This is a genomic window from Natrinema sp. 74 (genome assembly GCF_046097095.1).
GTDB lineage: Archaea > Halobacteriota > Halobacteria > Halobacteriales > Natrialbaceae > Natrinema.
The window spans coordinates 2,081,224-2,106,974 of sequence record NZ_CP175698.1 but is presented as its reverse complement, the minus strand read 5'-3'; the positions used below and the strand labels follow the sequence as shown (position 1 = coordinate 2,106,974).

Here is a 25,751-nt window from a genome sequence, read left to right as displayed (position 1 = left end):
GCTCAATCCCCTCCGTTCTCCGTTTCGGGCTGTGCCTTTTGCTCTGCTTCGGGTTGTTCTCCGTCCTCCGCTTCGGGCTGTGCCTCTTGCTCCGTGTCGGACTGCTCTTCGTCCTCCGTTTCGGGTGGAGGGCCGACGAAGGGTGGATCGCCACGGGATCGGTCAGGCTGCGTCTCTTCGTCTTCACGTCCGGGACCGACTCGCTCGACGCGAGCGCCGCACACTTTGAACTGCGGCTGTTTCGATACCGGGTCCCACGCGGTGAGAGTCAACTCGTTTGCCGTGCCGTCACCACCGCCGTAATGGAACGGCACGAACACCGTGCCGTCTCGGCTGGAGGTCACCCTCGCAGGGACCTCGATGCTTCCCCGTGGTGTGCTCACCCGTATTTGGTCGCCCTCGGTGATGTCGAGTCGCTCCGCGTCGGTGGCAGAGAGCTCCGCCCACGGGTCCGGTGCCGCGTCGTGTAACTGTTGAGCGCGGCCGGTCTTGGTGCGCGTGTGGAACTGGTAGACGGTGCGTCCAGTGGTCAGACGGAACGGATACTCTGAGTCCGGCGCGCCCGGCGGATCGGTGTAGTGAATCGCCTTGAGGATAGCGCGGCCGTCGGGATTCCGAGCGCGGAATTCGGTCTCCGTAACGGTGGCTCCGGTAGCCAAATCGTGTCCGTAGGTTTCGCAGTAGTCGGGGTGGGTACCGAACTCCGCGTCGGTGTAGAGTCGCTCGGTGCCTTCCGGGTCGTCTTCGGTACACGGCCACTGAACTCCGTCTGAATCGCGCAGCATGTCGTAGCTCATGCCGCTGTAGTCACACAGCCGCCCCTCACTGGCTTTCTTCCACTCGTCGAAGGCTTCCTCGGGGGTCGACCACCACGGTAGCGGCCGGCCTGACTGCGTCTCGAATCCCATCCGATCGGCGTAGTCGAGCCAGATGTCCAGATCGCTCCGGGCCTGTCCGGGCGGTTCGACCGCTTGCTCGGCCAGATGCACCGTACGGTCGACATTAGTGGCACAGCCAGTCTTTTCTCCCCACAGTGCCGCGGGTAGCACCACGTCGGCTAACTCGGTGGTTTCGGTGCGGTAGCCGTCGTTGACCACCACGAAGCACTGGTCGCCGGAGAGGATGCGCCGAACTCGGCTCAGTTCGGGCAGGGACACCGCGGGATTAGTCCCGGCGATCCACAAGAATCCGATCGAGCCTTCCTCGGCATACCGGAAAATCTGCATCGCGTGGGTGGGTGACGACCAGTGCGGGATCATGTCTCGCTCGACGTCCCACAGCTCGGCGAGTTCGGCGACGTGTTCGGGATTGTCCCAATTGCGAAAGCCGGTCAGTTTTCCGTCGGCCCCCGTTTCTCGGTTGTTCTGGGCGGTTGGCTGTCCGTTCATCTGCAAAATGCCAGCACCGGGTCGACCGATCGCGCCGCGCAGCAGGTGGAGGTTATTGACCCCACAGGAAGCCGCGGTGGCCTGATGCGACTGGTAGAACCCTTGCAACACTGTCGATAACGGTCGCTCGGCAGTCCCGAACAACTCGGCTGCATCCCGTATGTCCTGTGCGTCGAGTTCACAGATCTCCGCGACTCGGTCCGGCGGATACTCGTCCACGACAGCGCGCAGGTCATCGAATCCGATGGTATGCTGATGCACGTAGTCTTCGTTTATCCAGCCGTGCTCGATGAGTTGCTGCGTTAGTCCGTTCATCAGCGCCTGGTTGGTACCCGGTCGGATGGGGAGATGCACGGTGGCCTCCTCGGCTACCTCCGTACGGCGTGGGTCTACGCACACGAGCGCCGGCGGATCGTCGCCGTGCAATCGGTCCAACATCCGCGCCCATAGCACGGTCTGGGTCTCGGCCACATTGTGGCCGAAACAAAAGAGCGCGTCAGTGTGTTCGATGTCGCTGTAACTGGCGGGCTGTCCATCCGTTCCGAAGCTTTCCATGAACGCCGACGCGGCCGTCGCGGTACAAAGCCGGGTGTTGCCGTCCATATGCGGCGTCCCCAGCCCGGCTTTGCCGATCACCGCGAGCGTGTAGTACTCTTCGGCGGTGAGTTGGCCGGACGTGTAGAACCCGTGCGAGAGCGGCCCGCGCTCGTCGAGCAACTGCTGTGAGTGCTCGACGATCGTATTCATCGCCGTGTCCCAGTCGACAGCCTCTAACTCACCGGCGTCGTTACGGACTAACGGTTCGGTCAGCCGGTCGGTCTTCTCGCCTTGCCACCCGTAGAGACCCTTCGGGCCCAGCCGTCCCTTACTGACTCGGTCGGTTTCGCGGCCGCGTACCCCGACCATCTCGCCGTCGGACACCGCGATGTCGATGCCACAGCCGTTACTACAGAGGAGGCAGACCGACGATACCCACTGGTCCACGTCGCTTTCCTCCACGGCATCCGACTGTAGGTAGGAGTCGACTCGAGACGGCCATTCTGATCCGGCATCATGCGGGGTTCGCGGGCCCCAGACGTCCTCGATTCTATCGTTATCGGACATCGAGATCACTCCGGGCAGCGCCACACCGCGTCTCGTCGTGGTGGACGTTTGCGTTCATCAGGTTTCGAATCCTCCTACGATCGGTATGCGGAACGTCGGTTTAGTAGCCGACCCTTGGTGAGACGGGGCGGTCTGGAGCGATCGAAACCGATCTCGACGGCGTGGATTTCGAGCGGGACTGTGCTCGTTTCGCGAGGCCGATGTGGGCAACGGTGTCTCGATCACGGCGATCGGTGACCAGCATTCGCGGCAGAGCCGTGCGACGACGGTGTCGACGCGAGCGCGCCTCGACGTGACCGAGTGGCTCTGGTCCGAGTGTAGCAGGCGGACGGCGGTCGGCAGGTTCAACGCGGACGGTTTTGCCTCGAGCCGGAGTAGCGTTCCCGTGACCGATATCGATTCGAACGCCGACTCCGACGCCGGTACGGACGTCGATCCCGACGATCTCTCGCTGAGCGACGCCGAACGGGACGCGCTCCACGAACTGCAGTTGGGAATCGAGCACGTCCACCGGGCCTACGGCTCCTTGCTCGAGTTCCACCACGAACTCGGTCATGCGATGGACCGGATGAGCGACGCCGAGGCGCGACTCCGAGAGGCCGACCACGAGGAGTGGGCGACCGAACTCCGGGACGACCACCTTCCGACCGGCGCGATCAGCGATCAGTGGACGTTCGAACTCGTCGAGGAGTTCTCGACCGAGTTTCTCGAGGAGGTCGATACGTTCGAGGCGAGCGTCAGAGCGGAGTTGGCCGACGGCGTCGATCACGTGACCGAGCGCCGGCAGAAGCGTCGAGTTCGTGAGCGCGCCGAGACCGACGAGTGACCGGCCAACCCCGCGCTCGAGCGTTTCCGCAACGCACTGGCGCGGACGGCTGCGGTCCCTGCAGTAGACGGGGGGCCGGCTATTCGTGTGAGTTTCTAACGTAACTTGTGACACAAGATAACGGCGTGTCCAGACGGCGGATGCTCGCGCTGACAGGTGCCGCGACGTCGACGGCGTTCGTCGCCGGCTTCGCTGACACCGATACTGGCGATAGCGACGGCGTAGAGATCGAGCCCGACACGCAGATCGAGTTCTACGGGCAAACGTCCGGTTGGATCGGCATCGCGCCCGACGCGATCGCCGACGAGCGGAACCCGACGCTGATCCTTCAGGAGGGAGAATCCTACGAGATCGGCTGGACACGGGGCGACGGTGCACAACACAACATCGCGATCCAAAACGAAAACGACGAGGTCGTCGACGATCTCGCGACCGAAGTCGTCACCGACCCCGAAGATCAGTGGCTCGAGTTCGAGGCCAGTAGCGAGATGGTCTCGTATCTCTGTGAAGTTCACCCGACGTCGATGGTCGGCGATATACAGGTCGAAGGTGGCGGCGACAACGCCTGACGTCCGGTCGAAACTACAGCCCATCCTTTTTGACGAACCGACGCTATCACCGTGTCGGCTACTCAGCGATCGTGCTCGGCTGTGCGATCCGGACGTCACCTGTAGAACGTGGTCGTCGCGGCTTCCCGAATACCGACACCGCGCTACGATCTACAGATCCGGACGATCGCCGGGCGAGGTTTCGACCGCTCAGAGCTCACCGCCACAGAACGGACAGAAGTTGTAGACGCCGTCGGACGGGATCTCTTTGTCGCAGTCTGGACACCGGTCGACGGGCGTTTCGTCGGCGACGTACTGATCGAAATCGTCGACGAAGATCTGCGTGTCGGAGCCGGTTCCGTCGGGACTCGAGCCAGCGGTCTCGTCGGGGCTCGAGTCAGCGGCCTCGCCGGCGTTTTCGGCCGGTTCGGAGGCGTCCGCGCTGTCGTTTTCTCCGGACTCTGGCACGTCCGTGCCGGTGTGGTCAGGTTCCTCGCTCGCTGGTCGGTCGTCTCGCTCCGTCGCGTCCGCACTGTCGGCGGCTCGATCGCCGGTCGACTGCGACGCCGCAGTGTCGGTCGACGACCCCGAATCGTCGTCGGGACTCGCATGTCCGCCCCGGGCGGCCTGCGTTCCCGGGCTAGACGGAACGACTGCGTTCGAGGGTCGGTGACGGTCGGGCCGGGCCGATCCGCTGGACGACCGGTCCGATTCCGACGACGCTCGGCCGGCGCTCGTTCCGGCGGGCTGTCGACCGGACGGCTCCGATCGGTTCCAAAGTGGGTGGTCGAACCGCGAAAGTCGGGGTCGAGGAATCGACCAGTCGGGGACCTTCCACTGCGATCGCACGCCGGAAAGCGACCCGATGCCGTAGAGCGTCGCGACGAGCAGCGGGACGGCGATCACGGCGGTTCGTACTATCGGGGACCCCGTTCCGGCCACGACTCCCTCGAGCGTCCGCCCGATCGGTCGATTCGGACCGAGCGCTCCGTTGGCGAGGTCGACGAGCGTCACGACGGCGGGGAGCGCCGTGAGGGAGCCGACCACCAGACTCGCCGGCCCGCGGTCTTCGCGAAGCGAATCGAGTGCGATCGTTCGGTACGCCAACGCGTGCGCCGCGATCGCGACGGGAACCAAGAGCCACGATGGGAGCCACAACGCGCCGGTGTTCCAGACCGCGTACCCAATCGGAGCGACGACCCCGATCACCGGCACGAGCAACAGGGGCAGCGGACTGACGTCGTCAAATCGGGTAGCGACGTAGCGACGATAGCCGGCGACGAGGAGTCCAGCACCGGTGGCGAGCGCCAGCAGCGCCCCGAACGCGAGGATGGCCGGCCCGAGATCCACGACCGCGTGACCGCCACCCGCGGCCGCGACCGCGGCCCGCAAGGCGACGAAGCCGATGTCGGCGAGGGCCAGCGTAAGAACCGTCGTCAGTGCCGCGACTGGGACCGCGACCAGCTCTATAAGAGCGAGGGTCGCGTGATCGGTCCCCGCTCGGCTCGAGAGGCGCATGGTTGTCCGGATATATCCTGTCTGACGTAAATAAGTAGTGTTCGTCGGCATCGGCCCGACAGCGGTCGATTGCCGCTGGCCTCGACCGGATCAAGTATGGCATTTTGCTGACTGATTGGCCGAAATCCGGCCAGCGACAGCCGCGGAACGGGTCACGACAGACAGATTAGAATACGCCAGATCTGGCATACTTTTTTCTATTATGACTGAGAAAGTGCGCTGAATACCATGGCAGAACAGATCGAATTCAGCTGCGTCTCGTGTGAAACGACGTTCGATCCGACACCGAACGGCGGCTTCTGTCCGAGTTGTGACACGCCTCATCCGGACTACGAAGCGCCGGCCGACGACAGCGCCCCGGAAGACGGTGACGGCGACGAAGCCGAGACCATAGACGAAAGCGGCGACGGCGGCGACGAGTCGGCCGAGTCGGAACACGACGAGGGCGAGGCGGACGAAGCCGCCGACGAAGACGACCCTGTCGTCGAGGACGCCGAAGACGAGGCGGCGGACGACTCCGGCGGCGGAGACGCCGACGCTACAGCGGACGACGCGGCCGACGACGAAACAGGAGGAGACGGAGAAAACGCGGGGGAAACCGACGCCGACGACGAACGCGAGGGCGACGAGTCGGCGACGGTCGAGTGTCAGTCGTGCGAATCGTCGGTCAACGCCGATGCGTCGTTCTGTCCGAACTGCGGCGAGGAACTCGAGGACGACACCGAGGACGAACCGGTGGAACTCGAGGCCTGTCCGGACTGCGGGAACTCGGTCGACGAGGAATCGTTCTGTCCGAACTGCGGGACGGATCTGGACGCGGTTCGTGAGGCCGGTGGGGCCGACGACGATGCGGCAGAGAAAGAAGACGAGAGCAGCGTAGACGACGCCGAAGCCGACGATGCCGAAGCCGATGACGCCGAAGCCGACGACGCCGAGGTTGACGATGCCGAGGTCGACGATGCGGGCGAAGACGAGGTGGACGAAGACGATGCCGACGAAGACGACGCCGACGACGTGCCGACGGAGGTCACCCTCGAGATCGACGGCGAGTCGTACACGTTCGGCGACGGCGACGTGTTCGGCCGGCGGGACGAGGCGTGGCTCGCCGACCTCGTCGCGGCCAGTGGCGGCCGCGAGGAAGCGCGCTATCTCTCGAGCGAGCACCTCGAGTTCGCGGTCGAGGACGACGGCGTCTACGTGACGGACGTCAGTACGAACGGGACGGCGCTCAACGGCACTGCCATGGACGGCTCCGAGGCGAAACTCGAGGACGGCGATACGCTGACGCTCGCCGACCGCGCGGAGCTCACCGTGACACTGTAACCCGGAGATGCGATCGCCCGCAGCGGGCGGCACGCGGCAGTTCGACTCGACCGATCGGGACGGCGAGACGCCGGCTTTTATCCCTGCATCGCTTCCGCCGGAATTCGTGTCATTTCTGAGTAAATATTGGCGAAAAAGTTATCAGATCATCCTGAGACATACGAGCAGTTACCGCAATGACGACCGACCTCTCAGTCGAACTCAATCGGCCGTACGTACCGGAAAACGGTGGCGGAATTAGCTGCGAGCTAACGATCGAACCGGACGATGTACAACGCGACGAGCCAGCCGAGCGACACATCGCGCTCTGTATCGATAGTAGCGGTTCAATGTCCTACAAGAAGATGGACCAGGTCCGGGACGCGACGAACCTCGTCTTCGGCCTGCTGAACGACCAGGACTATCTGAGTATCGTCACGTTCGACACCGAAATCGACGTCATCATGGAGGCGACCCGATGGGGCGATATCGAGCGAAGCGAGGCCGAGGCGAAGCTCGACGATATCGAAACGCGGGGCGGGACCGACATCTACGCGGGCCTCGAGGAGGCACGAAAGTCCCTGCGCGGCCTCGACGAGGGCGAAGGAATCGCAAAGCGGATCCTGTTGCTCTCGGACGGACGCGACATTCGACTCGAGGAGCCGGACTTCGAGCCGCTGGCGAAGGCGACCGCCGACGGCGGGACCTCGATCTACTCCGCCGGGATCGGCTCGAACTACGACAAGGGGATTATTCGCACGCTTGGCGAACACTCCCAGGGTCAGTGGGCCCACGTCGAGAACCCGACGGACATCCGGTCCTTCTTCGGCGACGTCGTCCAGGAGGCGTCGACGGTCGTCGCGAACAACCCCGAACTGGTGATCGACCTCGAGGAGGGTTGCGAGGTCGGCGACGTCTACCGTCGGCTCCCGCAGGTTCAGGCGGTCGACGTCGAGTACGCGGGCGGCCGCGCGATCGTCGGGCTCCCGGACCTGCTCGACCGCGAGAAACAGCAACTCGTCCTGACGATGGACGCTCCGGCGGGCGACCTCGAGACGACGGCGGCGATCGCGGACGTGGAACTGCAGGCCGGGTCGGCCTCGGCGACGACTGACATCTCGGTGACGTACACCGACGATGAGTCGAAGCTGGCGACCCAGAACGAGGGCGTCACCCTCAGCTATCACGAGACCGATCTCCGCACTCGCATCGCCCACGCCGAGGACGACGACTTAGACGACGTCAAGGACCTGATCGACGAGACCGAGGTCATCACCGGCGAGACGGAGATCACGGACGCGCTCCGGGAGAACGTGACTCGGATCGAGGAGGGCGACGAAGAGGAGGTCCGCGAGGTACAGGAGGACACGACGGTCGTCTACGACGCCGGTCGGTTCGACTGATCGCGGACGATCTTCAGCGGACGCTGTGAATATATCAGCTATCAATGAGTATGTCAGAGCCAACAGTCGGTGACGAACTCGCCGGCCGGTACGAGATCCGCGAACAGCTCGGGCGAGGCGGGTTCGGCGTCGTCTGGAGTGCCGACGACGCCGAAACGGGTCGCCCGGTCGCACTGAAACACCCCAATTACAACGGCAGCGCGCCGGACGACCTCGTCGACAAATACTTCGAACGAGAGACGGACGTCCTGGAGGACATTCGCGATGCGGGCGGTCACCCGAACATCATGGGATACCACGGGACAGAGCGCGGGTTCGGGATGCCGGTCCTCGTCGTCGAGGCGATCGACGGCGAGGAGCTCGGCACCGTCGTCCGGAACGACGATCCGATCACCGACGACGACGAGGTCCGCGAGATCGGCATTGGGGTCTGCGATGCGCTATCCTTCCTTCACGATCACGACCTCATCTACCGGGATTTAAAGCCCGACAACGTCATGATCGACGGGACCGGGACGCCGAAAATCATCGACTTCACCACGGCCAAGGGCTTCGTCCCCGAGCGCGGCGGGGCCGAGTTCACGACGGGCGAGGCCTCGAGCAGCGCGGCCGGGGAGCCGAACGCGGACTCGACCGTTCCGGGTGAGTTCAAGCCGCCGGAACTGAATCAGGGCTCGGAGCAGCGCCAAGGCCCGTGGAGCGACGTCTACTCGATCGGGAAGATTCTCTGCTTTCTCAAGGTCGGCTGGGTACCCGACGACGACGGCGTCGCGCCGTCGGACTTCGGCATCGAGACGGCACCATACATGGACGAGATCATCGAGCGCTCGACCCGCCACGACACCGTCGACCGCTATCCCAACGCGTCCGTGCTCAAACGGTCGCTCGAGGAGCGCGACGCGACGATGCCGACGCAGGCGTCAGTCCGTTGGCTCGGTCGCGACGAGCGGTGGACGATCAGCCCGGGCGACACGATCGGCCGGAAGACGGCGGACGGACCGCGGCCCTCGATCATGCTCGCGGACGACCGCCACAAGGCGCTGTCGGCGGTCCACTGCCGGTTCGACACCGACGAGGCCGGCAACTGGCGCGTGATCGACACCAGCCTCAACGGCACCTACATCAGCAAACACGACGAGCGGGAGTGGCACCTCCTGCTTTCGGAAACCGGACAGGAGCGCCAGCGCCGACGCGGCGAGTCGGTCCCCGACGATCTCGAGGCCGAAAGCGCCCTCGAGTCGGGGGATACCATCGCGTTGGTCAGTCCCTCGTATCCGGAACGGTTCTACGTTCAGTTCGACCACCAACCCGCGGAATGACTATGGAATACGCGAGCACCATCGATATCGGCGCGCGAAAGCAACGACGCGACGGAATCAACGAAGACGCGATCGCGACGGCAGTCTTCGAGAACCATCATCGGCAGACCGACCGGCCAGTCGGAATCTTCGTCCTTGGCGACGGGGTCGGCGGCGAGGCCTGTGGCGACGTGGCCGCCTTCCTGGCGACGACTGTGGTCAGAAAGCGACTCACGGACGAACTCCTCGGCCCCGGAACGGACCTTCCGGAGGAGTTCGACATCGACTCCTACGAGCCGACGCCGCCGACGGTCGACGCCGCCGACGGGTCGGACGGGGCCGTCTCCGAAGAGCGAATCCGGGCCGCGATTCAGGACGGCATCGACGCCGCCCAGCGACACGTCCAGGAGTTCGCCCGGACCATCGGGGGCCGTCCGGCGACGACGCTCGTCGTCGGCGTCTATATCGACGGCTCTCTCCACTACGGCTGGGTCGGCGACAGCCGAATTTACGTCATCAACGAGCGCCACGAGGAAACCAGACAGCTCACGCGCGATCACGCCGTCACGAACGACCTACTCGAGCGCGGCGAGATCGACGACGAGGTGTACGCTCGTATCCACCCCGACGCGACGGCGATCACGAACGCCGTCGGGGGCTCTGCACACGGCCAGCCGAGCGTCGACGTCGAGTTCGGTTCCGCGGAGATCTACCGCGACGATATCGTCCTGTTCACCAGCGACGGGTTGATCGACGCGTTCCCGGACACTCGCTCGCTTCGGCAGGCCTACCAAGGGGCGACGGATTTGGACGCCGTCCGCGAGGAGATCCGCGAGTCTCTGGTGACGGACGACGAGCTCAGAGAGATTGTTCTCGAGGCCGAGGATCTTCACGACGCCGTCGAACGGCTCGTCTCCTTCGCCAACGAGCGCGGCGGCAAAGATAATCTCTCGGTCACGCTCGCCCGAGATCCCGGCACGACGCCTTCGCCGGACGCGCCGCCGCTCCGAGGCGATGTCGACTCCCAGGAGCTGACCGATCGGGAAACGGTCATCGAGCCGGCCGGAAGTGACGATGACACAGGGGCGGAGCCGGAATCGGAGGGCGGCGCGGATTCGGCGGACACCGAACGTGAGTCGACCGAGTCGGACGGCTCGAATGCCGACGGATCGAGCAACGCGCCGAGAGAGGGCGGCACCGCGAAGGTCGTTTCGGCCGGTGAGGGCGACCCGCCGTCGGCGGCGGTCACGATCGCAGGCGACGAAACCATCTTCGAGATCGTCGACGGCGTCACCATCGGCCGGACGACGGACGACCGCGACCGGAACCCGAACATCGGCCTCGTCGTCGACGACGACGACGATCCCGTCGAGTCCACACACGCCAGACTGGAGTTCGACGACGGCGGCTGGCGCATTCGCGACGTCAGCGCCGTCGGGACGTTCGTCGAGGAGACCGACGGGGAGTGGGCGGTGCTTCTCTCGAGCGAGGGAGCGGCGCTGCACCGAGAGCACGGGTTCGATCCGACTGCCGCCGCCGACGGCGAGCTCGCCGAAACGTCTCGATTACAGGACGGAACGGCGTTTACGCTCGAGGACCCGCGGAAGGAGGACCCGATCACGTTCCGGTTTTTCTCGTCGGTCGACCACGCCCGGAACCGGACACGCTGGAGCGACCCGACCGACGGGAGGCCCTTCGGCGGGTTCCGGACGTAGTCGCGGAGCCCGACGGAATGACGGGTGACGCACGTCCCGGAACGGTCATCGACGATCGGTTTCGACTCGAGGAGCGAATCGACACCGGCGGACTCGCGACGGTCTGGCGGGCGAGCGACCGCGAGCGAGAGCGACCGGTCGCGCTCAAGTGCGAACCCGACGGTGCGAGCGAGCGAGAGCGGGTCCGAGCGCACTTCCGGGGAGAATTGCGGTGGTTCCGTCGGTTCGAGGGCGGACCGGTCCCGGGGTCGCTCGTCCGCTTCATCGACGGGTCGGTCGGCGAGGGGACGGCGTATATCGCGACGGAACTGATCGGCGGCGGCTCGGTCGCCGATCGCTTCGACCGCGAGGATCGGGACTCCTCGCTCGAGGCCATTCGCGAGATCGGCGGCCCCGTCTGTCGGACCCTCGCGTTCCTCCATCACAACGGCGTCGTCCACCTCGATCTAAAGCCGAGCAACGTCCTCGTTCGCCACACCGGACGGCCCGCAGTGATCGATCTGAACGCCGCGGTGTCGACCGAGGCGGAGCCCGACGTACGCTTCGGTACGGACCCGTTCAAAGCGCCCGAACTGACGCGGCCGGACGCCAGCGAGGCACCGATCGGGCCGCGAGCCGACGTCTACGCGCTCGGCGCGTTCCTCTCCGCGCTCCTGACTGGATCGGCGACGGCCGCATCGAGTGTGACACGGGCAGTCACCGAACTGCGAGCGCACGACGCGGAGCCACCGGCCGCCCTCGCGGCCCTCGTCCGACGAGCGACCGCGCCGGACCCACACGATCGGTTCGACGACGCTGGTGATCTATACGACGCCCTCGTCCCGGTCCTCGAGGCGTCGGAACAGACGGCCCGCCTCGTCCACGACCCGTCCGGTCGGGCCGTTCGCGTTCGCCCCGGCGACACCGTCGGCCGCTGGGCGGTAGACCGCCGGGTTCCGACGATCGTCCTTCCCGACGAGGAGCAGTTTCTCGATCCGGACCACGCCGTCCTTGAGCACGACGGGACGGCCTGGCACCTGCGAGACCGGAGCCTCAACGGCACCTACGTCCGGAGAGACGCCGACTGGGAGTATCTCCTCTCTCGAGACGGACGCAAACGCCGACGCAGCGCCGATGCGCCGCTTCCCCGCCCCGAACCGCCGACGTCGACCCGGCTCTCGGACGGCGACCGGATCGCACCCGTTTCCCCCGACTACGGCTGTCGGTTGACGTTCCGAACCGAACGGTGATCGAGCCGGCCCGCGTCGGTAGTTCCGACGCAGTCCTCGAAGCGAGATCTCCCCCTGCGGTCGACTGCTGCCGCGTGAGGGCGACTATTACCACCCTCCGATACTCCGCCAGTAAAGCACGGAACCGGAGCCGCCGTTCGTCGGCTTCGAACAGACCGTTCATATGTTGTGATCGAGATCCCATATCGAATTCAGACAGTGATTGACTCGAGTACCGGTCCGACGCTGCCGACATCGCGGGTACAAACATCCGGTTGAATGTTGTAATTTCAACGTTTCTCAACGTCTCATACAACAGATTTATCTGCGGAAGCGACCACTGTGCAAGGTAATGGGGGGTCGTTACGCACGGACGCAGTCGGCCGGCGATATCGACGTATCACAGCCAAACCGAAGCACAGTGACCGAAGACGAACTCTTCGAACTGCTGTCGAACCGGCGGCGACGCCATATCCTGCGCGTGCTTATGCGCGAAGGCGAGCGAGTCGATATCGGCGACCTCTCACAGGAGATCGCCGCTCGCGAGGACGATATCGCGTTCGATGAGGTTGCGAGTGCCGATCGAAAACGGGTGTACACGGCCCTCCAGCAGTCGCATCTGCCGAAGATGGATAAAATCGGCGTCATCGAATTCGATCGCGACCGCGGCGCGGTCGAAGCGACGCCGACGCTCGAGGACGTCGAGATCTACATCGATATCGTTCGCGGGCGCGAGATGCCCTGGAGCGATTACTACCTGGGACTGACGGGGATGACCGGCCTGTTGGTGGTCGCGTCGGCACTCGAAGTAGTGCCGTTCGTCGGTCCTCCGTCGCCCGCGTGGGCTGTCTTCGTCATCGTTACCTTCGGCAGTTCTGCCCTCGCCCACCGCTTTTACGCGCGGCGGAACCGACTCGGGATCGCAAACGATCCGCCGGCCGTGGAACTCGAGTACCGCGGACATCCGAGCGACGACTAATGCACGCTCTATGAAACGAACGAGACGCGGAACACTGGCGCTGATGGCGGGGGCAAGTAGCGTCATCGCCGCCGACACGAGCGGGTTCTCGAGCGCGGTCAGTGCCCGCGTCGAGGGTATCTGGGACCGGTCGTGACGGGGTTACAGCCGGTCGATGACCGCATCGGCGAACGTCGACAGCGCCTGCGCCGGCTCGTCGCTTTGTAGGCCGACGATGACGTGATCGACGCCCAGCGCCTCGAGGTCGCGGAAGTACTCACGGAACCACTCGAGGCCGGCGCGATAGCCGAGATGCAGCGGTTCCGGTTCCGCATCGGGGTCGTCGGCCAGTTCGACGCGGACGGCCATCGCGTAGGGTTTCTCGGCCGCCGCGTCGCGCCAGTCGGCCACGTAGTTCTCGAGCGTGCGCTCGGGCAGGTGATAGAACAGCCAGCCGTCGCCGTGCTCGGCGATCCACTCGCGGGACTGGCGGGCGTGGCCGGTTGGCAACAGCGGGATCGTCTCTGCCGTCGGTTTCGGGACCACGTCGAGGTCGCCCTCGAGCGATCCCCACCGCCCCTCGAGTTCCGGGAAGTCCTCGCGCCAGACCGTCCGGAGGGCCTCGACCGCGTCACGAAACAGCGCGCCGCGCTCGTCGCGGTCGACGTCGAAGGCGGGGTACTCGGGGTCGCGGTCGCCGGAGGCGACGCCGAGGACGAGCCGGCCGTCCGAGAGCCGGTCGACGGTCGCGGCCGACTTCGCGACGTGGATCGGGTGACGGAGCGTGAGGACGATACTCGCGGTGCCGAGCGCAATCTCGTCAGTGTGAGCCGCGACGTGGGAGAGCCACGGCCAGGGGTCGAACGTCTGGCCGGCATCGCCGAATTTGGGCCAGTAGGTCGGCACATCCCGCGCCCAGAGGCCGTCGAAGCCGACCGACTCGGCGTGGGCCGCAAGCCGTAACTCGTCGTCGATCGACGGCGTCGAGCGGGTGGCTCCCGTCAGCGGGAACCCGGTGCCAAACGTCATTCCGTCGCCCGAAAACAGTCGCCGATACCCGGGATTCTCGTGTCCGTCGGCCATTCGATCGTGCTACCGGTCGCTCGGCCATGACGGTGACGGTGTCTGTTCGACCGTCTCCGCCGCGGTCGAGTCGACACCGTCGCTCGTCGGCGAATCGAAAAAACGGACAATCGAAGTGAGAGTCGTCGGTGGTCTCGAGCCGATTAGTCGTCGGCGGGTGCAGCGCCGGCGCCGTCCTCGGCCTGCTCTTTCGTCCACGAGAGCTTGCCGCCGGCCGCGAGGATGGCGCGCTCGCGCTCGGAGGCGTCGAGCGTCGCCGTGTACTCTTCGTCGCCGTTGATGCGGACGGTGAACTCCTCCTGTCCGCTGGTGACGGCGTCGTAGACGTCGTCGACGATCTCGACGTCGTCGCCCTGATCGATGTTCTCGTAGGTGTCTTCGTCGATCGTCAGCGGGACGATCCCGAAGTTAAAGAGGTTCGCGCGGTGGATCCGGGCGAAGCTCTGTGCGAGGACGCCCTCGATGCCGAGATACATCGGACAGAGGGCGGCGTGCTCACGAGAGGAGCCCTGCCCGTAGTTCTCGCCGGCGACGAGGAAGCCACCGTCGGCCTCGAGCGCGCGATCGGCGAAGGTTTCGTCGACGCGGCTCAGGGTGAACTCGCTGAGCTTGGGGACGTTCGACCGGTACATCAGGATGTCCTGGGTCGCGGGGATGATGTGGTCGGTCGTGATGTTGTCCTCCATCTTCAGCAGGGCCTCGCCCTCGACGTCGGTGCCGAGCTGGTCTTTCAGCGGCACGTCGCCGATGTTGGGGCCCTTGATGAGTTCGTCGTCGACGGCCTCGTCGGGGCTGATGAGGTCCGTCTTGGAGCCGTCGTACTCGTCGGGGAGCTCGACTCCGGGGGCCTCGAGGTCGCCGAGTTCGTCGGCGAGGTCTCGCGGATCGACGATTTCGCCCTTGATCGACGCGGCGGCGGCGACCTCCGGCGAGCAGAGGTAGACGTTGTCGTCTTCGATGCCCGAGCGGCCCTCGAAGTTGCGGTTGAACGTCCGCAGCGAGACGGAGTCCGAGGAGGGGACGTGACCGATGCCGATACAGGCACCGCAGGTCGCCTCGGAGAAGTTGACGCCGGCGGCCATCATTTCGGCGACCCAGCCCTCGCGGGCGAGCATCTCGGAAGCCTGCTTTGAGCCGGGGGCGACGATGGTGTCGGTCTCCATCGAGGTTTCGCGGCCCTCGAGCATCTTGGCGACGGGGAGGATGTCCTCGTAGCCGCCGTTGGTACAGGAGCCGACGATGACTTGTTCGACGGACTGGCCGGCGACTTCGCTGACAGGAACGACCTTGTCCGGCATCGAAGGCTGGGCGATCAGCGGCTCGAGGTCGGAGAGGTCGACGACGATCTCGTCGTCGTAGTCGGCGTCGTCGTCGGGCTGGAGCTCCTCGTACTCGTCGCCGCGGCCGACGCGCTGGAGGTAGTCCTCGGTCTGCTCGTCGGTCGGGAAGATCGACGTCGTCGCACCGAGTTCCGTGCCCATGTTGGTGATCGTCATCCGCTCGGGCGCGGTCAGGGTCTCGACGCCAGGCCCGGTGTACTCGAGGATCTTGCCGACGCCGCCCTTGACGGAGAGGCGACGCAGGAGCTCGAGGATGACGTCTTTCGCGGTGGCCCACTCGGGGAGTTCGCCCTCGAGGCGGACGTTGACGACTTCGGGCATCTCGATGTAGTACGGTGCGCCGCCCATGGCGACGGTGACGTCGATCCCGCCAGCGCCGATAGCGAGTTCGCCGAGACCGCCGGGCGTGGGCGTGTGGCTGTCGGATCCCAGCAGGGTCTTGCCGGGGGCCGCGAAGTTCTCGCGGTGGACGTTGTGGCAGATGCCGTTACCGGGACGAGAGAAGTGAGCGCCGTATTTACCGGCCGCAGAGCGGAGGAAACGGTGGTCGTCAGTGTTTTTGAAGTCGAACTGATAGGTCTGGTGGTCACAGTACTGTGCTGCGATCTCGGTCTGAACCTCGTCCAGTCCCATCGCTTCGAACTGGAGCCAGACCATCGTACCGGTCGTGTCCTGAGTGAGTACCTGATCGATCTCGATCCCGATCTCCTCGCCGGTCTCGAGGTCGCCCTCGACGAGGTGGTCGTCGAGAATCTTCTCGGTGAGAGTCTGTCCCATAGCATCCCGAACTCGGCCTTCCGTCGTGATAAATCCAGCGTGTTTCTGTGAGTTAGAACCGCCCGAAACCGTCCGTAACGAGACGGTTCGTGAAAATATTGCCGGTCTGGCGACCGTTCATCGACCGGAGCGCGGTCGGACATCGCATTCCGCGAACCGTCGATTCGATCGCGGTTTGCCGACGCATGACGGCTGGTAGCGAGTCGCCGACCCGTCGTGAACGGACACGCTTTTGCCGTCGCCGCGGCCTTGGCACCACATGTTCCGTTCCGGTGCCTTCGTCGCCGACCACGTCTCGCCGACGACCGACGCACAGGTCCAGCCAAACGGCGTAGACCTCACCGCCGATGTCGTCTTCGAGCAGCTCGAACCGGGCTACATCGGCCGAGACGGTAAGCAGATTGGTGATCGCATCGCCCGCCCGCTCGAGGAGCTCGAGGAGGCAGACCCCGATACCTACTACCTGCCGGAGGGGGCCTACGTCGTTCGCTACGGCGAACGGATCGCGATTCCGGAGGGCCACATCGGCTTTGTCTACCCGCGCTCGTCGCTCATGCGCAACTCCTGTATGCTCAACACGGCGGTCTGGGACGCCGGCTACGAGGGACGCGGCGAGGGACTGTTACAGGTCCACCACGACATCCAACTCGAGCGCGGTGCCAGAATCGCGCAACTGGTCTTCGCCGAGGCCGATCACGAGGACGTCTACGAGGGCAGCTATCAGGGCGAGAACCTCGAGTAACCGAGCGTATCGACCGCCGGGTTGCACATTGTTTTGTCGCTCCTTCTCCTACGCTCGAGCGAGTCCCGATGATGGCGACCACCCACGTGTTCACCGGGCTGGCAGTCGTCGCGCCGATTGCCTATTTCGTCCCCGAGTTCGCGGTCGTACTCGGGGTCGGTGCGATACTGGGCGGGCTCGCTCCCGATTTCGATCTCGTCTTCGCCCACCGACGAACGCTGCACTTTCCGGTCGCCGGCCTCGCGGTCGCCGTTCCCGCAGTCGCGGTCACTGCGGCTGCCCCCTCGAGTCTGACCGTCGGGCTCGCGGCCTTCGCCGTTGTGGCCTGGCTGCACGCGGCCAGCGACGCGATCGGCGGGGGGCTGGAGATGGACCCGTGGAACGACCGCACCGAGCGCGCGGTCTACGATCACGTCCGCCGCCGGTGGATCCGACCGCGGCGGTGGATCCGCTACGACGGTGCGCCCGAGGACGCCGCCGTTGCGGGCACGCTCGCGGTGCCAGCGCTGGTCGTCTTCGAGGGCTGGCTCGCCGCCGCGATCACCGGCGGACTAGTTGTCTCGCTGGTCTACGCGCTGCTCCGACGGCGACTGATCGCGTGGACGCCCGACTGGCTCGAGTAATCGATTCACAGCGAACGGGTCTCGGGCGACGACTGTCACGTGATGCGAAGTCGGAACGCTGATACGCGCGGTGGTCGAGCGACCCCGTATGGTCGACGCGCTCGTCGCTCGAACGACACATCTGGTCTTCGCTGCTCTCTGGGCCGGCAGCGTCTGCTTTGTCGCCGCCGTCGTCCTGCCGCTGGCCCGCGACGGAGCGTTCAATACGACCCGGCCGCTCGAGGTCATCTCGGGGAGACTCACGACGATCTCGCGCGTGAGTTCGCTCGTTCTCTTTCTGTCCGGAAGTTATCTGGCCGGCACTATCTATACAGCCGAGAAGCTCTTTGGATCGACGAGTGGGCGGCTGGTGCTTGCGATGGTCGCACTCTGGCTCGTCCTAACCGGACTCGTCGAGATCGGTGCAAAGCGGTTCGAGACGGGGCTCACCGGGAAGAAAATCCGCGAACCCGCTCGCGAGGCACTGCCGGTGTTCCGGGCGGCGGCGTTGGTCGCGATCGGCCTACTCGTCGTCGCCGGCCTACTGTCGGCCCACGTCGGTCAGCTCCTCTGAGACGAGCGCCGATTAGATTCCCAATGTGAACGTGTCGGAAATGAACATTCTTGCGAAAGATACTTAGTCAGTTACTATAAGGTAGTGGCTAATGATCAGGGGTAAAGACATGGCCATCTCGCTGCTCGCAGTGGGAACGGCCGCCGTGGCCGGCTATGTCCTGCAGTCGGAGCAGTCGACGTCTCGCCTATCACGATCGAAAGCGAACCTCGGCGCGCGTCTCATCGGGCCAGAAGCCGTGCCGAACGACGCGACCGTCGTCGACGCCTCCGCACAGCGCCTCGGAGAGATTCCCGGCGCGCGGCGGGCGCTCGACCGGGCGGTCCGCAACGGCGCACGGAACGAGTGGGAACACGTCACGCTCGAGCGCGACGGTGCCTGGTCCGTCGTCGACCGCATTCGAGAATCGCTTCCATACTACGATGCCGACGACGGCGCGTACAACGGCGTCTACGTTCGATACGACGAGCGGATCGTCATCCTCGACGCGATCGGCTGGGCGCGTCTCGAGGAGCCGATTCGGTAGGAACGGCCGCAATCACGTCGCTATCCTGGATAATCCGCCATAACATTAATTTCGAACGACTTCCTCGGTTGGTCCGACGGTGACTCGAATCGGACGGGCAGTCGTCTTCGTCAGCGACGACCCGACGCCGCCGCGGGTCCTCGAAGACGCGTTCGACGTGGAGGTGCTCCGAGACCGCGCGGCGGTCGTCGACCGGGTCGACACGACCGCCGTTAGTGGTATCGTCGTCGACGGGACCGACGCCGACCGCATCGAGACCGTAGCCGCGATCCGCGAGGCGGCTCCCGCGGTGCCCATCATCTATGCGACGGCGACACCGGACGGTGCCGTCGCGGCCGCAGCGACGCGAGCAGGGGCGACCGAGTACTTCGCGGATACGACGGACGAGACGCTCGCCGATCGTCTCGCGGCCGTCTCGGCCACCGAGCGGACGGCCACACGGCCCGTCGCGACCGAGGTCGTACGCGGCGATCCAACGGACCGGAACGCCGACGACGCGGCCGTCGATGTCGGCCCGTCCGGCGGCGAGCGGTCCGACGGCCCCGGCGGCGCACCCGTTTGGAGCCGCCACGTCGACGTCGTTGCCGAGTTACTCGAGACGACGCAGGCGTTGTTCTCCTGTGAATCGCAGGCGGACGTTGCGACGGTCATCGTCGACGCCGCCGAGCGCGTCCTCGGGTTCGATGTCGTTACCGTCCGTCTCTACGATCCCGGGACCGAAGCGGTGGTTCTGACGGCCGCCTCCGACGCCGTCAGCGAACTGTTCGACGAGCGGAAACGCGTCGGACTCCACGAGAGCAAGATGGGCGAAGCGTTCCGACGAGGTGAGCCGATCGTCTTCGAGGACGTCGCGATCGAATCGCCCTACGACTACGGGACGCTCAGTGGCGCGATGAGCATCCCGCTTGGCGACCACGGCCTTCTCAACGTCGGTTCGCCGGAAAGCAACGCGTTCGACGAGCACCACGTCCAGCTCGCGCAGCTACTGACCGCGAGCGCCACCGCGGCGCTCGAGCGAGCCGACCGCCGCGAGGACCTCCTCCGACACGAACAGGTTCTCGAGACCGTCGAGGGAATGGTGTACGCGACCGACGAGGACGCGCGCTTTTCGCTCGTCACGGATCCGCTCGCCGAGCGGTTGGGATACGACCGCGAGGAACTACTCGGCGAACACGTCTCGATGGTCTTCGGCGAGCAAGCACACGACCGCGCGATCGAGCACGTCGACCGGTTGCTCGCTGACTCGGAACGGGACAGCGCCCCGTTCGAAGCCACCTATATCACCGCCGACGGTGACCGATTTCCGGTCGAGATCGAGTGTTCGCTTCTCCCGCGCAGCGAGCGCGAGATTGAAGCCGAGGCGTTCGGCGGGACGGTCAGCGTCGTCAGGGACATCACCCAACGCAAGGAGCGCGAGCAGTACCTGCAAGTGCTGAACCGCGTCCTCCGACACAACCTGCGCAACGACCTCACGGTCGTCATCGGCTACGCCGAACTCCTCTGTGAACGACTCGAGGACCGGGATCTTGCGGCCGCCGCGAGCACCCTTCAACAGACCGCGACCGACCTCGCCGCCACCAGCGAGAAGACGCGCGCGATCCAGTACGCCCTCGAGCGCGACGACGAACTGGAGCCGGTCGACGTCACCGCGGTCGTCGAGGAGACCGTCGCCGACTGCGACGCCGACGGGGCTATGATCTCCGTCTCGACGACGGGATCCCACCGAGCCCTTGCCGACCCCGGCCTCGAGCTCATCGTCGAGAACTTGCTCGAGAACGCGATCCGACACGCGAAACCGGAGCCGACCGTCGAGGTGTCGGTCGCACGCGACGGCGATCTGATTCGGCTCGCCGTCGCCGACGACGGGCCCGGCATCCCGCCCGCCGAGATCGACGTCGTCACCGGCGAGAGCGACATCACGCAACTGACCCACAGCAGCGGCCTCGGGCTCTGGCTCGTCCGCTGGATGGTCGATAGCTACGACGGCACCGTCTCGTTCTCTCGGTCGGCCGCCGGCGGCAGCCGCGTCGAGGTCGTGCTCGAGGCCGCACCGGCGAACGCGTAACGCACCTGCCTTCGGCGTTCCCATCGCGGAACCGCAACCACTACCACACCGGCCGGCCGACGCCTACCCATGCAACTGGGCCTGATCGGACTCGGGCGGATGGGACAGATCGTCGTCGAGCGAACTCTCGCGGCGGGCCACGAGGTCGTCGCCTTCGACCTGGACGAGGATGCCGTCGCGACGGCGGCCGACGCCGGTGCCGAGCCGGCCGACTCGATCGGTGACTTCGTCGACCGACTCGGTGCGGACAAACGCATCTGGCTGATGGTTCCCGCCGGCGAGGCAGTCGACGTTACACTCGAGGAACTCGAGTCGTTCCTCGACGGCGACGATATTGTCGTCGACGGCGGCAACTCCTACTTCGAGGACTCCGTCCGTCGGGCCGAGTCCTGTCCCGCGGCCTACCTCGACTGTGGTACCTCCGGCGGCCCCGCCGGTGCCGAACTCGGCTTCTCGCTGATGGTCGGCGGTCCACAATGGGCCTACGACGAACTCGAGCCGGTCTTCGACGCCGTCGCGACCGGCCCCGACGGCCACGAACGAATGGGGGCTGCAGGCTCGGGCCACTACGTCAAGATGATCCACAACGGCGTCGAGTACGCCCTGATGCAGACCTACGGCGAGGGCTTCGAACTGCTTCACGAGGGGCGATACGATCTTGACCTCGAGAACGTGGCCTCGGTCTGGAACAACGGCGCGGTCATCCGCTCGTGGCTGCTCGAGCTCTGCGAAGAGGCCTTCCGCGAGGAGGGAACCGATCTCGGGACCGTCGCCGACCGCGTCGAAGGCGGGTCGACGGGTACCTGGACCGTCCAGGAGGGGCTCGAACAGGAGGTTCCCCTACCGCTGATCTACACGGCACTCGCAGAGCGGTTCGGCTCGCGGGCCGACGACGGCCGATTTTCGCGACGGCTCGCGAACCGACTTCGGTACGGCTTCGGCCGCCACGAGGTCCCACGACGCGAGTGAGCGCTTGATCGAATACCGTAACGCGTATATCCACCATCGGAATACTCGGCGTCAGTCGCGGTGTTTCGTCCGCGTAAGTCGGCGTGCTGAACCGTTCTTTTCTCCGAACGCACACGGTTGAAATATTGGAACATCTTCTTTACTCCCGGCCGCCCACCGGCAGTTATGAACTCGTTCGAGTCAACATCGGTCGCGGCCGACGGATCGCTCAGTATGACCATTATCGACCTTGTCGCCCGCACCGACGACGCCGACCCGGTCGCGCTTGACCCGCTGTACAATGCGATCGATCCTGACCTCCTTGACTCGCTCCCCGATTCGGACGGCTTTACCAGCCTCGAGTTTTCGTATCACGGCTATACCGTCACGGTCGAGGACGGGGCCGACGGCGTCGAAGTGACACTCGCGGATGCGGCGGTTTCGACCGACGGCGCGGGCACCGACCTCGTCGACACTAGCTCGTCGACGTAACCCGACCGCGGGAATCGCCAACGGCTACTCGGAAACGGAACCTGTTGTGTGTTCGTTGACACTATCGTAGCCACTGAACGTCACTGCACACGTGTCGGGGTGAGCAGCCCCGAAGGGACTGCGAGCGCTGCTGACACTTCTCTCTAACGAAGCGAGCGGGAAACGTCAGGAATGGTTCGAATCCCTCCGCGCCCGTGCAGCGACGGTGTGACGAGCGAACTGGCACGGCGGATTTGACGGAGAAAGCGGCGGGAAACGGGCCGTTCCTCGGTGAGTACATCGCCGCGGTGAACGCGTCGGTATCGGCCGGGGTTCCGGCCACCTGCGCCGTGAGTGTCGCGCGACGGTCAGTGACGGAGTTGTCCCGTGCTTACGAGCAGGGAGCTCGACCGGCGGTCGTTCGTCGTCAGTCGTCAGCGGGTGATTCGGCCGGAATCTCGCTGCTGTTGAGTGTCGCCTCCGGTAGTAGCGTGTCCTCGAAGTCGAACTCGGTCAACTCCTCGCCGGCCGCAACGCGGGTGGGCCAGTCGGGGTTGGCCAGCGCACTCCGAGCTACCGTGATGAGGTCGGCACCCGATTCGATAGCATCGCGGGCGTCTGCGGGGTCACCCAATCCACCGTTCGCGAGGATCCGTGTCTCTGCATGGTCAGCGGCCAGTTCTGCCAGCGTCTGGTCCGTCTCCGGAAACGCCGCCGTCGTAATGTCCGGGTCAGTGACGTGGACGTAGTCGCCGTCGTCGAGCGTCGAGAGATAGCTCTCCGCTTCGTCGGCGTTCCAGCGGTGGTCCTCGTCATTGACCTTCGTTTGCGAGAGGCGGATACCCACGACGAAGTCGTCCGGCGTCGCCTCGATGACGGCATTGAGGACCTCCGTCGGGAACCGGGCGCGGGCCGCAGGTGAGCCACCGTACGCGTCGGTGCGGTCGTTGAGGTGGCGTGAGAGGAACGTGTCGAGCAGATAGCCGTTCGCACCGTGTATCTCGACACCGTCGAAGCCAGCGTCGGCGGCGCGCTCGGCCGCCGCGACGAACGACTCACGAACGTCGTCGAGTTCGTCCGTCGTCAGCTTCCGGGGCGTCGAGAACGGGCCGTCCCCGCCGTACAGTGGGAGCTGTTCGCCCTTGGGCGTGACCGGCGAGGGTGCAACTGGCTCACCGCTCTCGGCCTGCGTGAGCGGGCCAGCGTGCATGAGCTGGGCGATAATCGGTGATCCGGCGGCGTGGACAGCCTCAGTAACCGTCTCCCACTCGGCAGCCTGCTCGTCAGTTGCGAGACCGGGTTGATTGTCGTAGCCCTGTCCGCGGACCTCGGGGTACGTGCCTTCGGTAATGAGGAGGGAAAAGCCTCCTTCGGCGAATTTCGCGTAATAGCGAGCCATCTCGGTCGTCGCCGTCCCGTCGGCGTTCGCAGAGGTTCTCGTCATCGGTGCCAGTCCGACACGGGAATTGAGTCGAAGTTCACCGAGCGACGTGTCGTCGAAGAGTGAAACAGACATCAGCGGTTGTAACGGGGGACGCCATATAACTGGCCGGCGGATTGGCATGGCGTATGCACAAAACGTGTGGTAATACCAAACACCACGATCAGCCGACGCGCTCATTGGACGGAACGGCGCTCAAGTCACCGTACGTTCCTGGCCGTCCCTCCGCGACGAGCATAATATTGTTCCATTCAGGATTTTCTGGATGGTGAAAGTCACACTCGATAGATATTCCTCGAGTCGGCGGCGTCGTGCTCTAGCAGCCACTGAAACGAGTTATACACTAATCGTAGTGCCGTCCAGCGATCAGTTATGCAGTGACGTTCGCTACTCTCGGCCAGAAGTTCCGACCCCCGTTGGAGAAAGTATGGTGCGATCGTTGGATGATTATGCACGCGCCACGTAGAACAGCGCGATGAGTGAGAACTCGAGCAACGATGTCGAGACACCCGGCCGAGAATCCCGGGATATCGACGCGACTGACGAGGACCATCGGGAAGTCGGACGAGGCCTCCTTGACGAGGAGATGGGGCCCAGCGGAGCGATGGCCCACCTCTACCGCGGCGAGATCCATCGCATGCGGTTCTGGCGCGAGCGACTCGATCGTACGACCAACTGGGCCGTCATCGTCTTGGCGGCCATTCTCACCTGGGCGTTCTCGAGCGAGTCGAACCCCCACTACGTCCTGTTGGCGGGAGCGGCCGTCCTCGGCGTCTTTCTGGTCATCGAGGCGCGACGGTATCGGGGCTACGACATCTGGCGATCGCGCATGCGGACGTTACAGAAGAACGTCTTCGCGTACGGGCTCGATCCGTCCCAGGGGCTCGAGGACAGAGACTGGCGGGCGAAGCTGAGCAAGGACTACCGCCAGCCCCGGCTCAAGATCTCACGGACGGAGGCCCTCGCTCACCGACTCCGGCGCGTCTATCTGCCGCTGCTGAGCGTCTTGCTCGGCGCGTGGGTCCTGCGCGTGACGGCGTTTGCGGACACGCCGTGGCCGGCCAGTGCGGCGATCGGTCTGATCCCGGGAACGATAGTCACGGCGCTCGTCGTCCTGGGCTACGGGGGACTGCTCCTCGTCGCGCTCAACCGAGAGACGTGGCACGCCGAGACGGAACTCATGACCGAGGACCTCCGCGAACGGTAGCGGAATCGCCTCGGTCGATCGGACCGGTGTTGGTTGCTCGATTCCGACTGCATGTCGGTCGACTCGAGACTATGCCGCTTCGTCGGGGTCGTACGTGAAGATATCCTCGATTCGACAGTCGAAGAAGGTCGCCAGTTCGAACGCCAACCCCAGACTCGGATCGTAGCGCCCTCGCTCGATGGAGTTGATCGTCTGCCGTGTGACGCCCACTTCATCCGCGAGTTCTCCCTGCGTGAGGTCTGCTTTGGCGCGCCAGACCGTGAGATTGTTCTCCATGGATTGGTGCGGTCAGAACTGCCGCTTGTACCATAGTCTCGTGACGACGACCGTGAGGGTTCCGAAGAGCCACAGCGCGGCGACGACTCCGTAAGGGTCGACGGGAAGTTGGGACACTCCGGATTCCTGAATTCCACCGATCGTGAGCAGAAATAGCAGCCAGTACACCGTCCAGAACGCGATGTACCCCGAACGGTAGTGAATTTGCAGGCTCCGCTCGTCGAACTGCCTAGTGCTTTTATCGTGTTGATACCAGCCAAACGCCGTGGCCGAGATGAATCCACCGCCAAGCAAGACCACAGTGCTCGCGCCCGACTCTAACCCCAACCGGCCGTAAAGCGCAGCCATCGAAACAACCATCCCAACCAGTGCGACCGCAACGATCGCGTACCGTTTGACCGTTGACACCATATGTAAAGTTACTACGACAA

24 protein-coding genes are annotated in these 25,751 nt (G+C 65.0%); 17 read left to right on the top strand and 7 right to left on the bottom strand.

The genetic code is table 11. The annotated features are described in order from the left end of the window. Positions 1 to 2: 2 nt before the first annotated feature. Complete coding sequence (locus tag ACJ70B_RS10420) at positions 3 to 2,492, bottom strand: molybdopterin-dependent oxidoreductase (RefSeq protein WP_408956919.1); 2,490 nt, start codon at positions 2,490 to 2,492, stop codon at positions 3 to 5. A gap of 385 nt (positions 2,493 to 2,877) precedes the next feature. On the opposite strand from ACJ70B_RS10420, the gene ACJ70B_RS10415 reads away from it, so the two are divergent. After that, positions 2,878 to 3,318 carry a hypothetical protein gene (locus ACJ70B_RS10415; RefSeq protein WP_408956918.1) on the top strand — a complete coding sequence of 147 codons (441 nt, stop codon included), beginning with the start codon at positions 2,878 to 2,880 and terminating at the stop codon, positions 3,316 to 3,318. A 140-nt stretch (positions 3,319 to 3,458) separates the two neighbouring features. Continuing rightward, positions 3,459 to 3,887: a PKD domain-containing protein gene (locus ACJ70B_RS10410; RefSeq protein ID WP_408960101.1), complete on the top strand. Its 429-nt coding sequence runs from the start codon at positions 3,459 to 3,461 to the stop codon at positions 3,885 to 3,887. 189 nt (positions 3,888 to 4,076) lie between these two features. On the opposite strand, the gene ACJ70B_RS10405 is transcribed toward ACJ70B_RS10410, so the two are convergent. Next, positions 4,077 to 5,384: a hypothetical protein gene (locus ACJ70B_RS10405; protein ID WP_408956917.1), complete on the bottom strand. Its 1,308-nt coding sequence runs from the start codon at positions 5,382 to 5,384 to the stop codon at positions 4,077 to 4,079. Between the two features lie 228 nt (positions 5,385 to 5,612). Between ACJ70B_RS10405 and ACJ70B_RS10400 the strand changes: the two genes are divergently transcribed. The 7 genes from ACJ70B_RS10400 to ACJ70B_RS10370 all read left to right on the top strand — a co-directional run bounded on the left by ACJ70B_RS10400 (position 5,613) and on the right by ACJ70B_RS10370 (position 13,425). Continuing rightward, positions 5,613 to 6,707, top strand: coding sequence for a double zinc ribbon domain-containing protein (locus ACJ70B_RS10400; RefSeq protein WP_408956916.1), 1,095 nt, complete (start codon positions 5,613 to 5,615; stop codon positions 6,705 to 6,707). 176 nt (positions 6,708 to 6,883) lie between these two features. Next, positions 6,884 to 8,089 (top strand): vWA domain-containing protein, encoded by a 1,206-nt coding sequence (locus ACJ70B_RS10395; RefSeq protein WP_408956915.1) that lies wholly within the window; start codon positions 6,884 to 6,886, stop codon positions 8,087 to 8,089. A gap of 44 nt (positions 8,090 to 8,133) precedes the next feature. Continuing rightward, the gene (locus ACJ70B_RS10390; RefSeq protein ID WP_408956914.1) at positions 8,134 to 9,408 is read left to right on the top strand and encodes a serine/threonine protein kinase; all 1,275 of its coding nucleotides are present in this window, start codon (positions 8,134 to 8,136) and stop codon (positions 9,406 to 9,408) included. Beyond that, complete coding sequence (locus ACJ70B_RS10385) at positions 9,405 to 11,102, top strand: protein phosphatase 2C domain-containing protein (protein WP_408956913.1); 1,698 nt, start codon at positions 9,405 to 9,407, stop codon at positions 11,100 to 11,102. The genes ACJ70B_RS10390 and ACJ70B_RS10385 overlap by 4 nt, the downstream gene beginning before the upstream one ends. 17 nt (positions 11,103 to 11,119) lie before the next feature. After that, on the top strand, positions 11,120 to 12,331 hold the full coding sequence (locus tag ACJ70B_RS10380) for a protein kinase domain-containing protein (RefSeq protein WP_408956912.1): 1,212 nt from the start codon (positions 11,120 to 11,122) through the stop codon (positions 12,329 to 12,331). Between the two features lie 331 nt (positions 12,332 to 12,662). After that, positions 12,663 to 13,289, top strand: coding sequence for a DUF308 domain-containing protein (locus tag ACJ70B_RS10375; protein ID WP_408956911.1), 627 nt, complete (start codon positions 12,663 to 12,665; stop codon positions 13,287 to 13,289). Positions 13,290 to 13,299: 10 nt separating this feature from the next. Then, complete coding sequence (locus ACJ70B_RS10370) at positions 13,300 to 13,425, top strand: hypothetical protein (RefSeq protein ID WP_408956910.1); 126 nt, start codon at positions 13,300 to 13,302, stop codon at positions 13,423 to 13,425. 5 nt (positions 13,426 to 13,430) lie between these two features. Here the strand turns inward: ACJ70B_RS10370 and ACJ70B_RS10365 are convergent, their stop codons facing one another. Beyond that, a complete protein-coding gene (locus ACJ70B_RS10365) occupies positions 13,431 to 14,351 on the bottom strand; it encodes an LLM class oxidoreductase (RefSeq protein WP_408956909.1) in 921 nt (306 codons plus the stop codon). Positions 14,352 to 14,494: 143 nt separating this feature from the next. Beyond that, positions 14,495 to 16,468, bottom strand: coding sequence for an aconitate hydratase (locus tag ACJ70B_RS10360; protein WP_408956908.1), 1,974 nt, complete (start codon positions 16,466 to 16,468; stop codon positions 14,495 to 14,497). Positions 16,469 to 16,727: 259 nt separating this feature from the next. On the opposite strand from ACJ70B_RS10360, the gene ACJ70B_RS10355 reads away from it, so the two are divergent. The 7 genes from ACJ70B_RS10355 to ACJ70B_RS10325 all read left to right on the top strand — a co-directional run bounded on the left by ACJ70B_RS10355 (position 16,728) and on the right by ACJ70B_RS10325 (position 22,417). Beyond that, positions 16,728 to 17,210, top strand: coding sequence for a deoxyuridine 5'-triphosphate nucleotidohydrolase (locus ACJ70B_RS10355; protein WP_408956907.1), 483 nt, complete (start codon positions 16,728 to 16,730; stop codon positions 17,208 to 17,210). A 68-nt stretch (positions 17,211 to 17,278) separates the two neighbouring features. Continuing rightward, positions 17,279 to 17,833 carry a metal-dependent hydrolase gene (locus tag ACJ70B_RS10350; RefSeq protein ID WP_408956906.1) on the top strand — a complete coding sequence of 185 codons (555 nt, stop codon included), beginning with the start codon at positions 17,279 to 17,281 and terminating at the stop codon, positions 17,831 to 17,833. A gap of 88 nt (positions 17,834 to 17,921) precedes the next feature. Further along, complete coding sequence (locus ACJ70B_RS10345; RefSeq protein ID WP_408956905.1) at positions 17,922 to 18,386, top strand: copper resistance protein CopD; 465 nt, start codon at positions 17,922 to 17,924, stop codon at positions 18,384 to 18,386. 91 nt (positions 18,387 to 18,477) lie between these two features. Beyond that, positions 18,478 to 18,912 carry a hypothetical protein gene (locus tag ACJ70B_RS10340; protein WP_408956904.1) on the top strand — a complete coding sequence of 145 codons (435 nt, stop codon included), beginning with the start codon at positions 18,478 to 18,480 and terminating at the stop codon, positions 18,910 to 18,912. A gap of 79 nt (positions 18,913 to 18,991) precedes the next feature. Beyond that, on the top strand, positions 18,992 to 20,977 hold the full coding sequence (locus ACJ70B_RS10335) for an ATP-binding protein (RefSeq protein WP_408956903.1): 1,986 nt from the start codon (positions 18,992 to 18,994) through the stop codon (positions 20,975 to 20,977). Positions 20,978 to 21,046: 69 nt separating this feature from the next. Next, the gene (gnd, locus tag ACJ70B_RS10330) at positions 21,047 to 21,946 is read left to right on the top strand and encodes a phosphogluconate dehydrogenase (NAD(+)-dependent, decarboxylating) (RefSeq protein ID WP_408956902.1); all 900 of its coding nucleotides are present in this window, start codon (positions 21,047 to 21,049) and stop codon (positions 21,944 to 21,946) included. A 165-nt stretch (positions 21,947 to 22,111) separates the two neighbouring features. Beyond that, the gene (locus ACJ70B_RS10325; protein ID WP_408956901.1) at positions 22,112 to 22,417 is read left to right on the top strand and encodes a HalOD1 output domain-containing protein; all 306 of its coding nucleotides are present in this window, start codon (positions 22,112 to 22,114) and stop codon (positions 22,415 to 22,417) included. 406 nt (positions 22,418 to 22,823) lie between these two features. Here the strand turns inward: ACJ70B_RS10325 and ACJ70B_RS10320 are convergent, their stop codons facing one another. After that, the gene (locus ACJ70B_RS10320; protein WP_408956900.1) at positions 22,824 to 23,912 is read right to left on the bottom strand and encodes an NADH:flavin oxidoreductase; all 1,089 of its coding nucleotides are present in this window, start codon (positions 23,910 to 23,912) and stop codon (positions 22,824 to 22,826) included. 400 nt (positions 23,913 to 24,312) lie between these two features. Here ACJ70B_RS10320 and ACJ70B_RS10315 point away from each other — a divergent pair, with 400 nt between their 5' ends. Beyond that, entirely contained in the window at positions 24,313 to 25,044 is a 732-nt protein-coding gene (locus ACJ70B_RS10315) for a DUF2270 domain-containing protein (RefSeq protein WP_408956899.1), read from the top strand. Between the two features lie 69 nt (positions 25,045 to 25,113). On the opposite strand, the gene ACJ70B_RS10310 is transcribed toward ACJ70B_RS10315, so the two are convergent. Together ACJ70B_RS10310 and ACJ70B_RS10305 are read right to left on the bottom strand one after the other, a co-directional pair. After that, positions 25,114 to 25,320 (bottom strand): helix-turn-helix transcriptional regulator, encoded by a 207-nt coding sequence (locus ACJ70B_RS10310; RefSeq protein ID WP_408956898.1) that lies wholly within the window; start codon positions 25,318 to 25,320, stop codon positions 25,114 to 25,116. Between the two features lie 12 nt (positions 25,321 to 25,332). Next, positions 25,333 to 25,731: a hypothetical protein gene (locus ACJ70B_RS10305; protein ID WP_408956897.1), complete on the bottom strand. Its 399-nt coding sequence runs from the start codon at positions 25,729 to 25,731 to the stop codon at positions 25,333 to 25,335. Between the last annotated feature and the right edge of the window lie 20 nt (positions 25,732 to 25,751).

Excerpts from the sequence above, each read along its gene's own strand:
- ACJ70B_RS10420 (WP_408956919.1), bottom strand. The coding sequence starts at position 2,492 with ATGTCCGATAACGATAGAATCGAGGACGTCTGGGGCCCGCGAACCCCG.
- ACJ70B_RS10410 (WP_408960101.1), top strand. The coding sequence starts at position 3,459 with ATGCTCGCGCTGACAGGTGCCGCGACGTCGACGGCGTTCGTCGCCGGC.
- ACJ70B_RS10405 (WP_408956917.1), bottom strand. The coding sequence starts at position 5,384 with ATGCGCCTCTCGAGCCGAGCGGGGACCGATCACGCGACCCTCGCTCTT.
- ACJ70B_RS10400 (WP_408956916.1), top strand. The coding sequence starts at position 5,613 with ATGGCAGAACAGATCGAATTCAGCTGCGTCTCGTGTGAAACGACGTTC.
- ACJ70B_RS10395 (WP_408956915.1), top strand. The coding sequence starts at position 6,884 with ATGACGACCGACCTCTCAGTCGAACTCAATCGGCCGTACGTACCGGAA.
- ACJ70B_RS10390 (WP_408956914.1), top strand. The coding sequence starts at position 8,134 with ATGAGTATGTCAGAGCCAACAGTCGGTGACGAACTCGCCGGCCGGTAC.
- ACJ70B_RS10385 (WP_408956913.1), top strand. The coding sequence starts at position 9,405 with ATGACTATGGAATACGCGAGCACCATCGATATCGGCGCGCGAAAGCAA.
- ACJ70B_RS10380 (WP_408956912.1), top strand. The coding sequence starts at position 11,120 with ATGACGGGTGACGCACGTCCCGGAACGGTCATCGACGATCGGTTTCGA.
- ACJ70B_RS10375 (WP_408956911.1), top strand. The coding sequence starts at position 12,663 with ATGGGGGGTCGTTACGCACGGACGCAGTCGGCCGGCGATATCGACGTA.
- ACJ70B_RS10370 (WP_408956910.1), top strand. The coding sequence starts at position 13,300 with ATGAAACGAACGAGACGCGGAACACTGGCGCTGATGGCGGGGGCAAGT.
- ACJ70B_RS10365 (WP_408956909.1), bottom strand. The coding sequence starts at position 14,351 with ATGGCCGACGGACACGAGAATCCCGGGTATCGGCGACTGTTTTCGGGC.
- ACJ70B_RS10360 (WP_408956908.1), bottom strand. The coding sequence starts at position 16,468 with ATGGGACAGACTCTCACCGAGAAGATTCTCGACGACCACCTCGTCGAG.
- ACJ70B_RS10355 (WP_408956907.1), top strand. The coding sequence starts at position 16,728 with ATGTTCCGTTCCGGTGCCTTCGTCGCCGACCACGTCTCGCCGACGACC.
- ACJ70B_RS10350 (WP_408956906.1), top strand. The coding sequence starts at position 17,279 with ATGATGGCGACCACCCACGTGTTCACCGGGCTGGCAGTCGTCGCGCCG.
- ACJ70B_RS10345 (WP_408956905.1), top strand. The coding sequence starts at position 17,922 with ATGGTCGACGCGCTCGTCGCTCGAACGACACATCTGGTCTTCGCTGCT.
- ACJ70B_RS10340 (WP_408956904.1), top strand. The coding sequence starts at position 18,478 with ATGATCAGGGGTAAAGACATGGCCATCTCGCTGCTCGCAGTGGGAACG.
- gnd (WP_408956902.1), top strand. The coding sequence starts at position 21,047 with ATGCAACTGGGCCTGATCGGACTCGGGCGGATGGGACAGATCGTCGTC.
- ACJ70B_RS10325 (WP_408956901.1), top strand. The coding sequence starts at position 22,112 with ATGAACTCGTTCGAGTCAACATCGGTCGCGGCCGACGGATCGCTCAGT.
- ACJ70B_RS10320 (WP_408956900.1), bottom strand. The coding sequence starts at position 23,912 with ATGTCTGTTTCACTCTTCGACGACACGTCGCTCGGTGAACTTCGACTC.
- ACJ70B_RS10315 (WP_408956899.1), top strand. The coding sequence starts at position 24,313 with ATGAGTGAGAACTCGAGCAACGATGTCGAGACACCCGGCCGAGAATCC.
- ACJ70B_RS10310 (WP_408956898.1), bottom strand. The coding sequence starts at position 25,320 with ATGGAGAACAATCTCACGGTCTGGCGCGCCAAAGCAGACCTCACGCAG.
- ACJ70B_RS10305 (WP_408956897.1), bottom strand. The coding sequence starts at position 25,731 with ATGGTGTCAACGGTCAAACGGTACGCGATCGTTGCGGTCGCACTGGTT.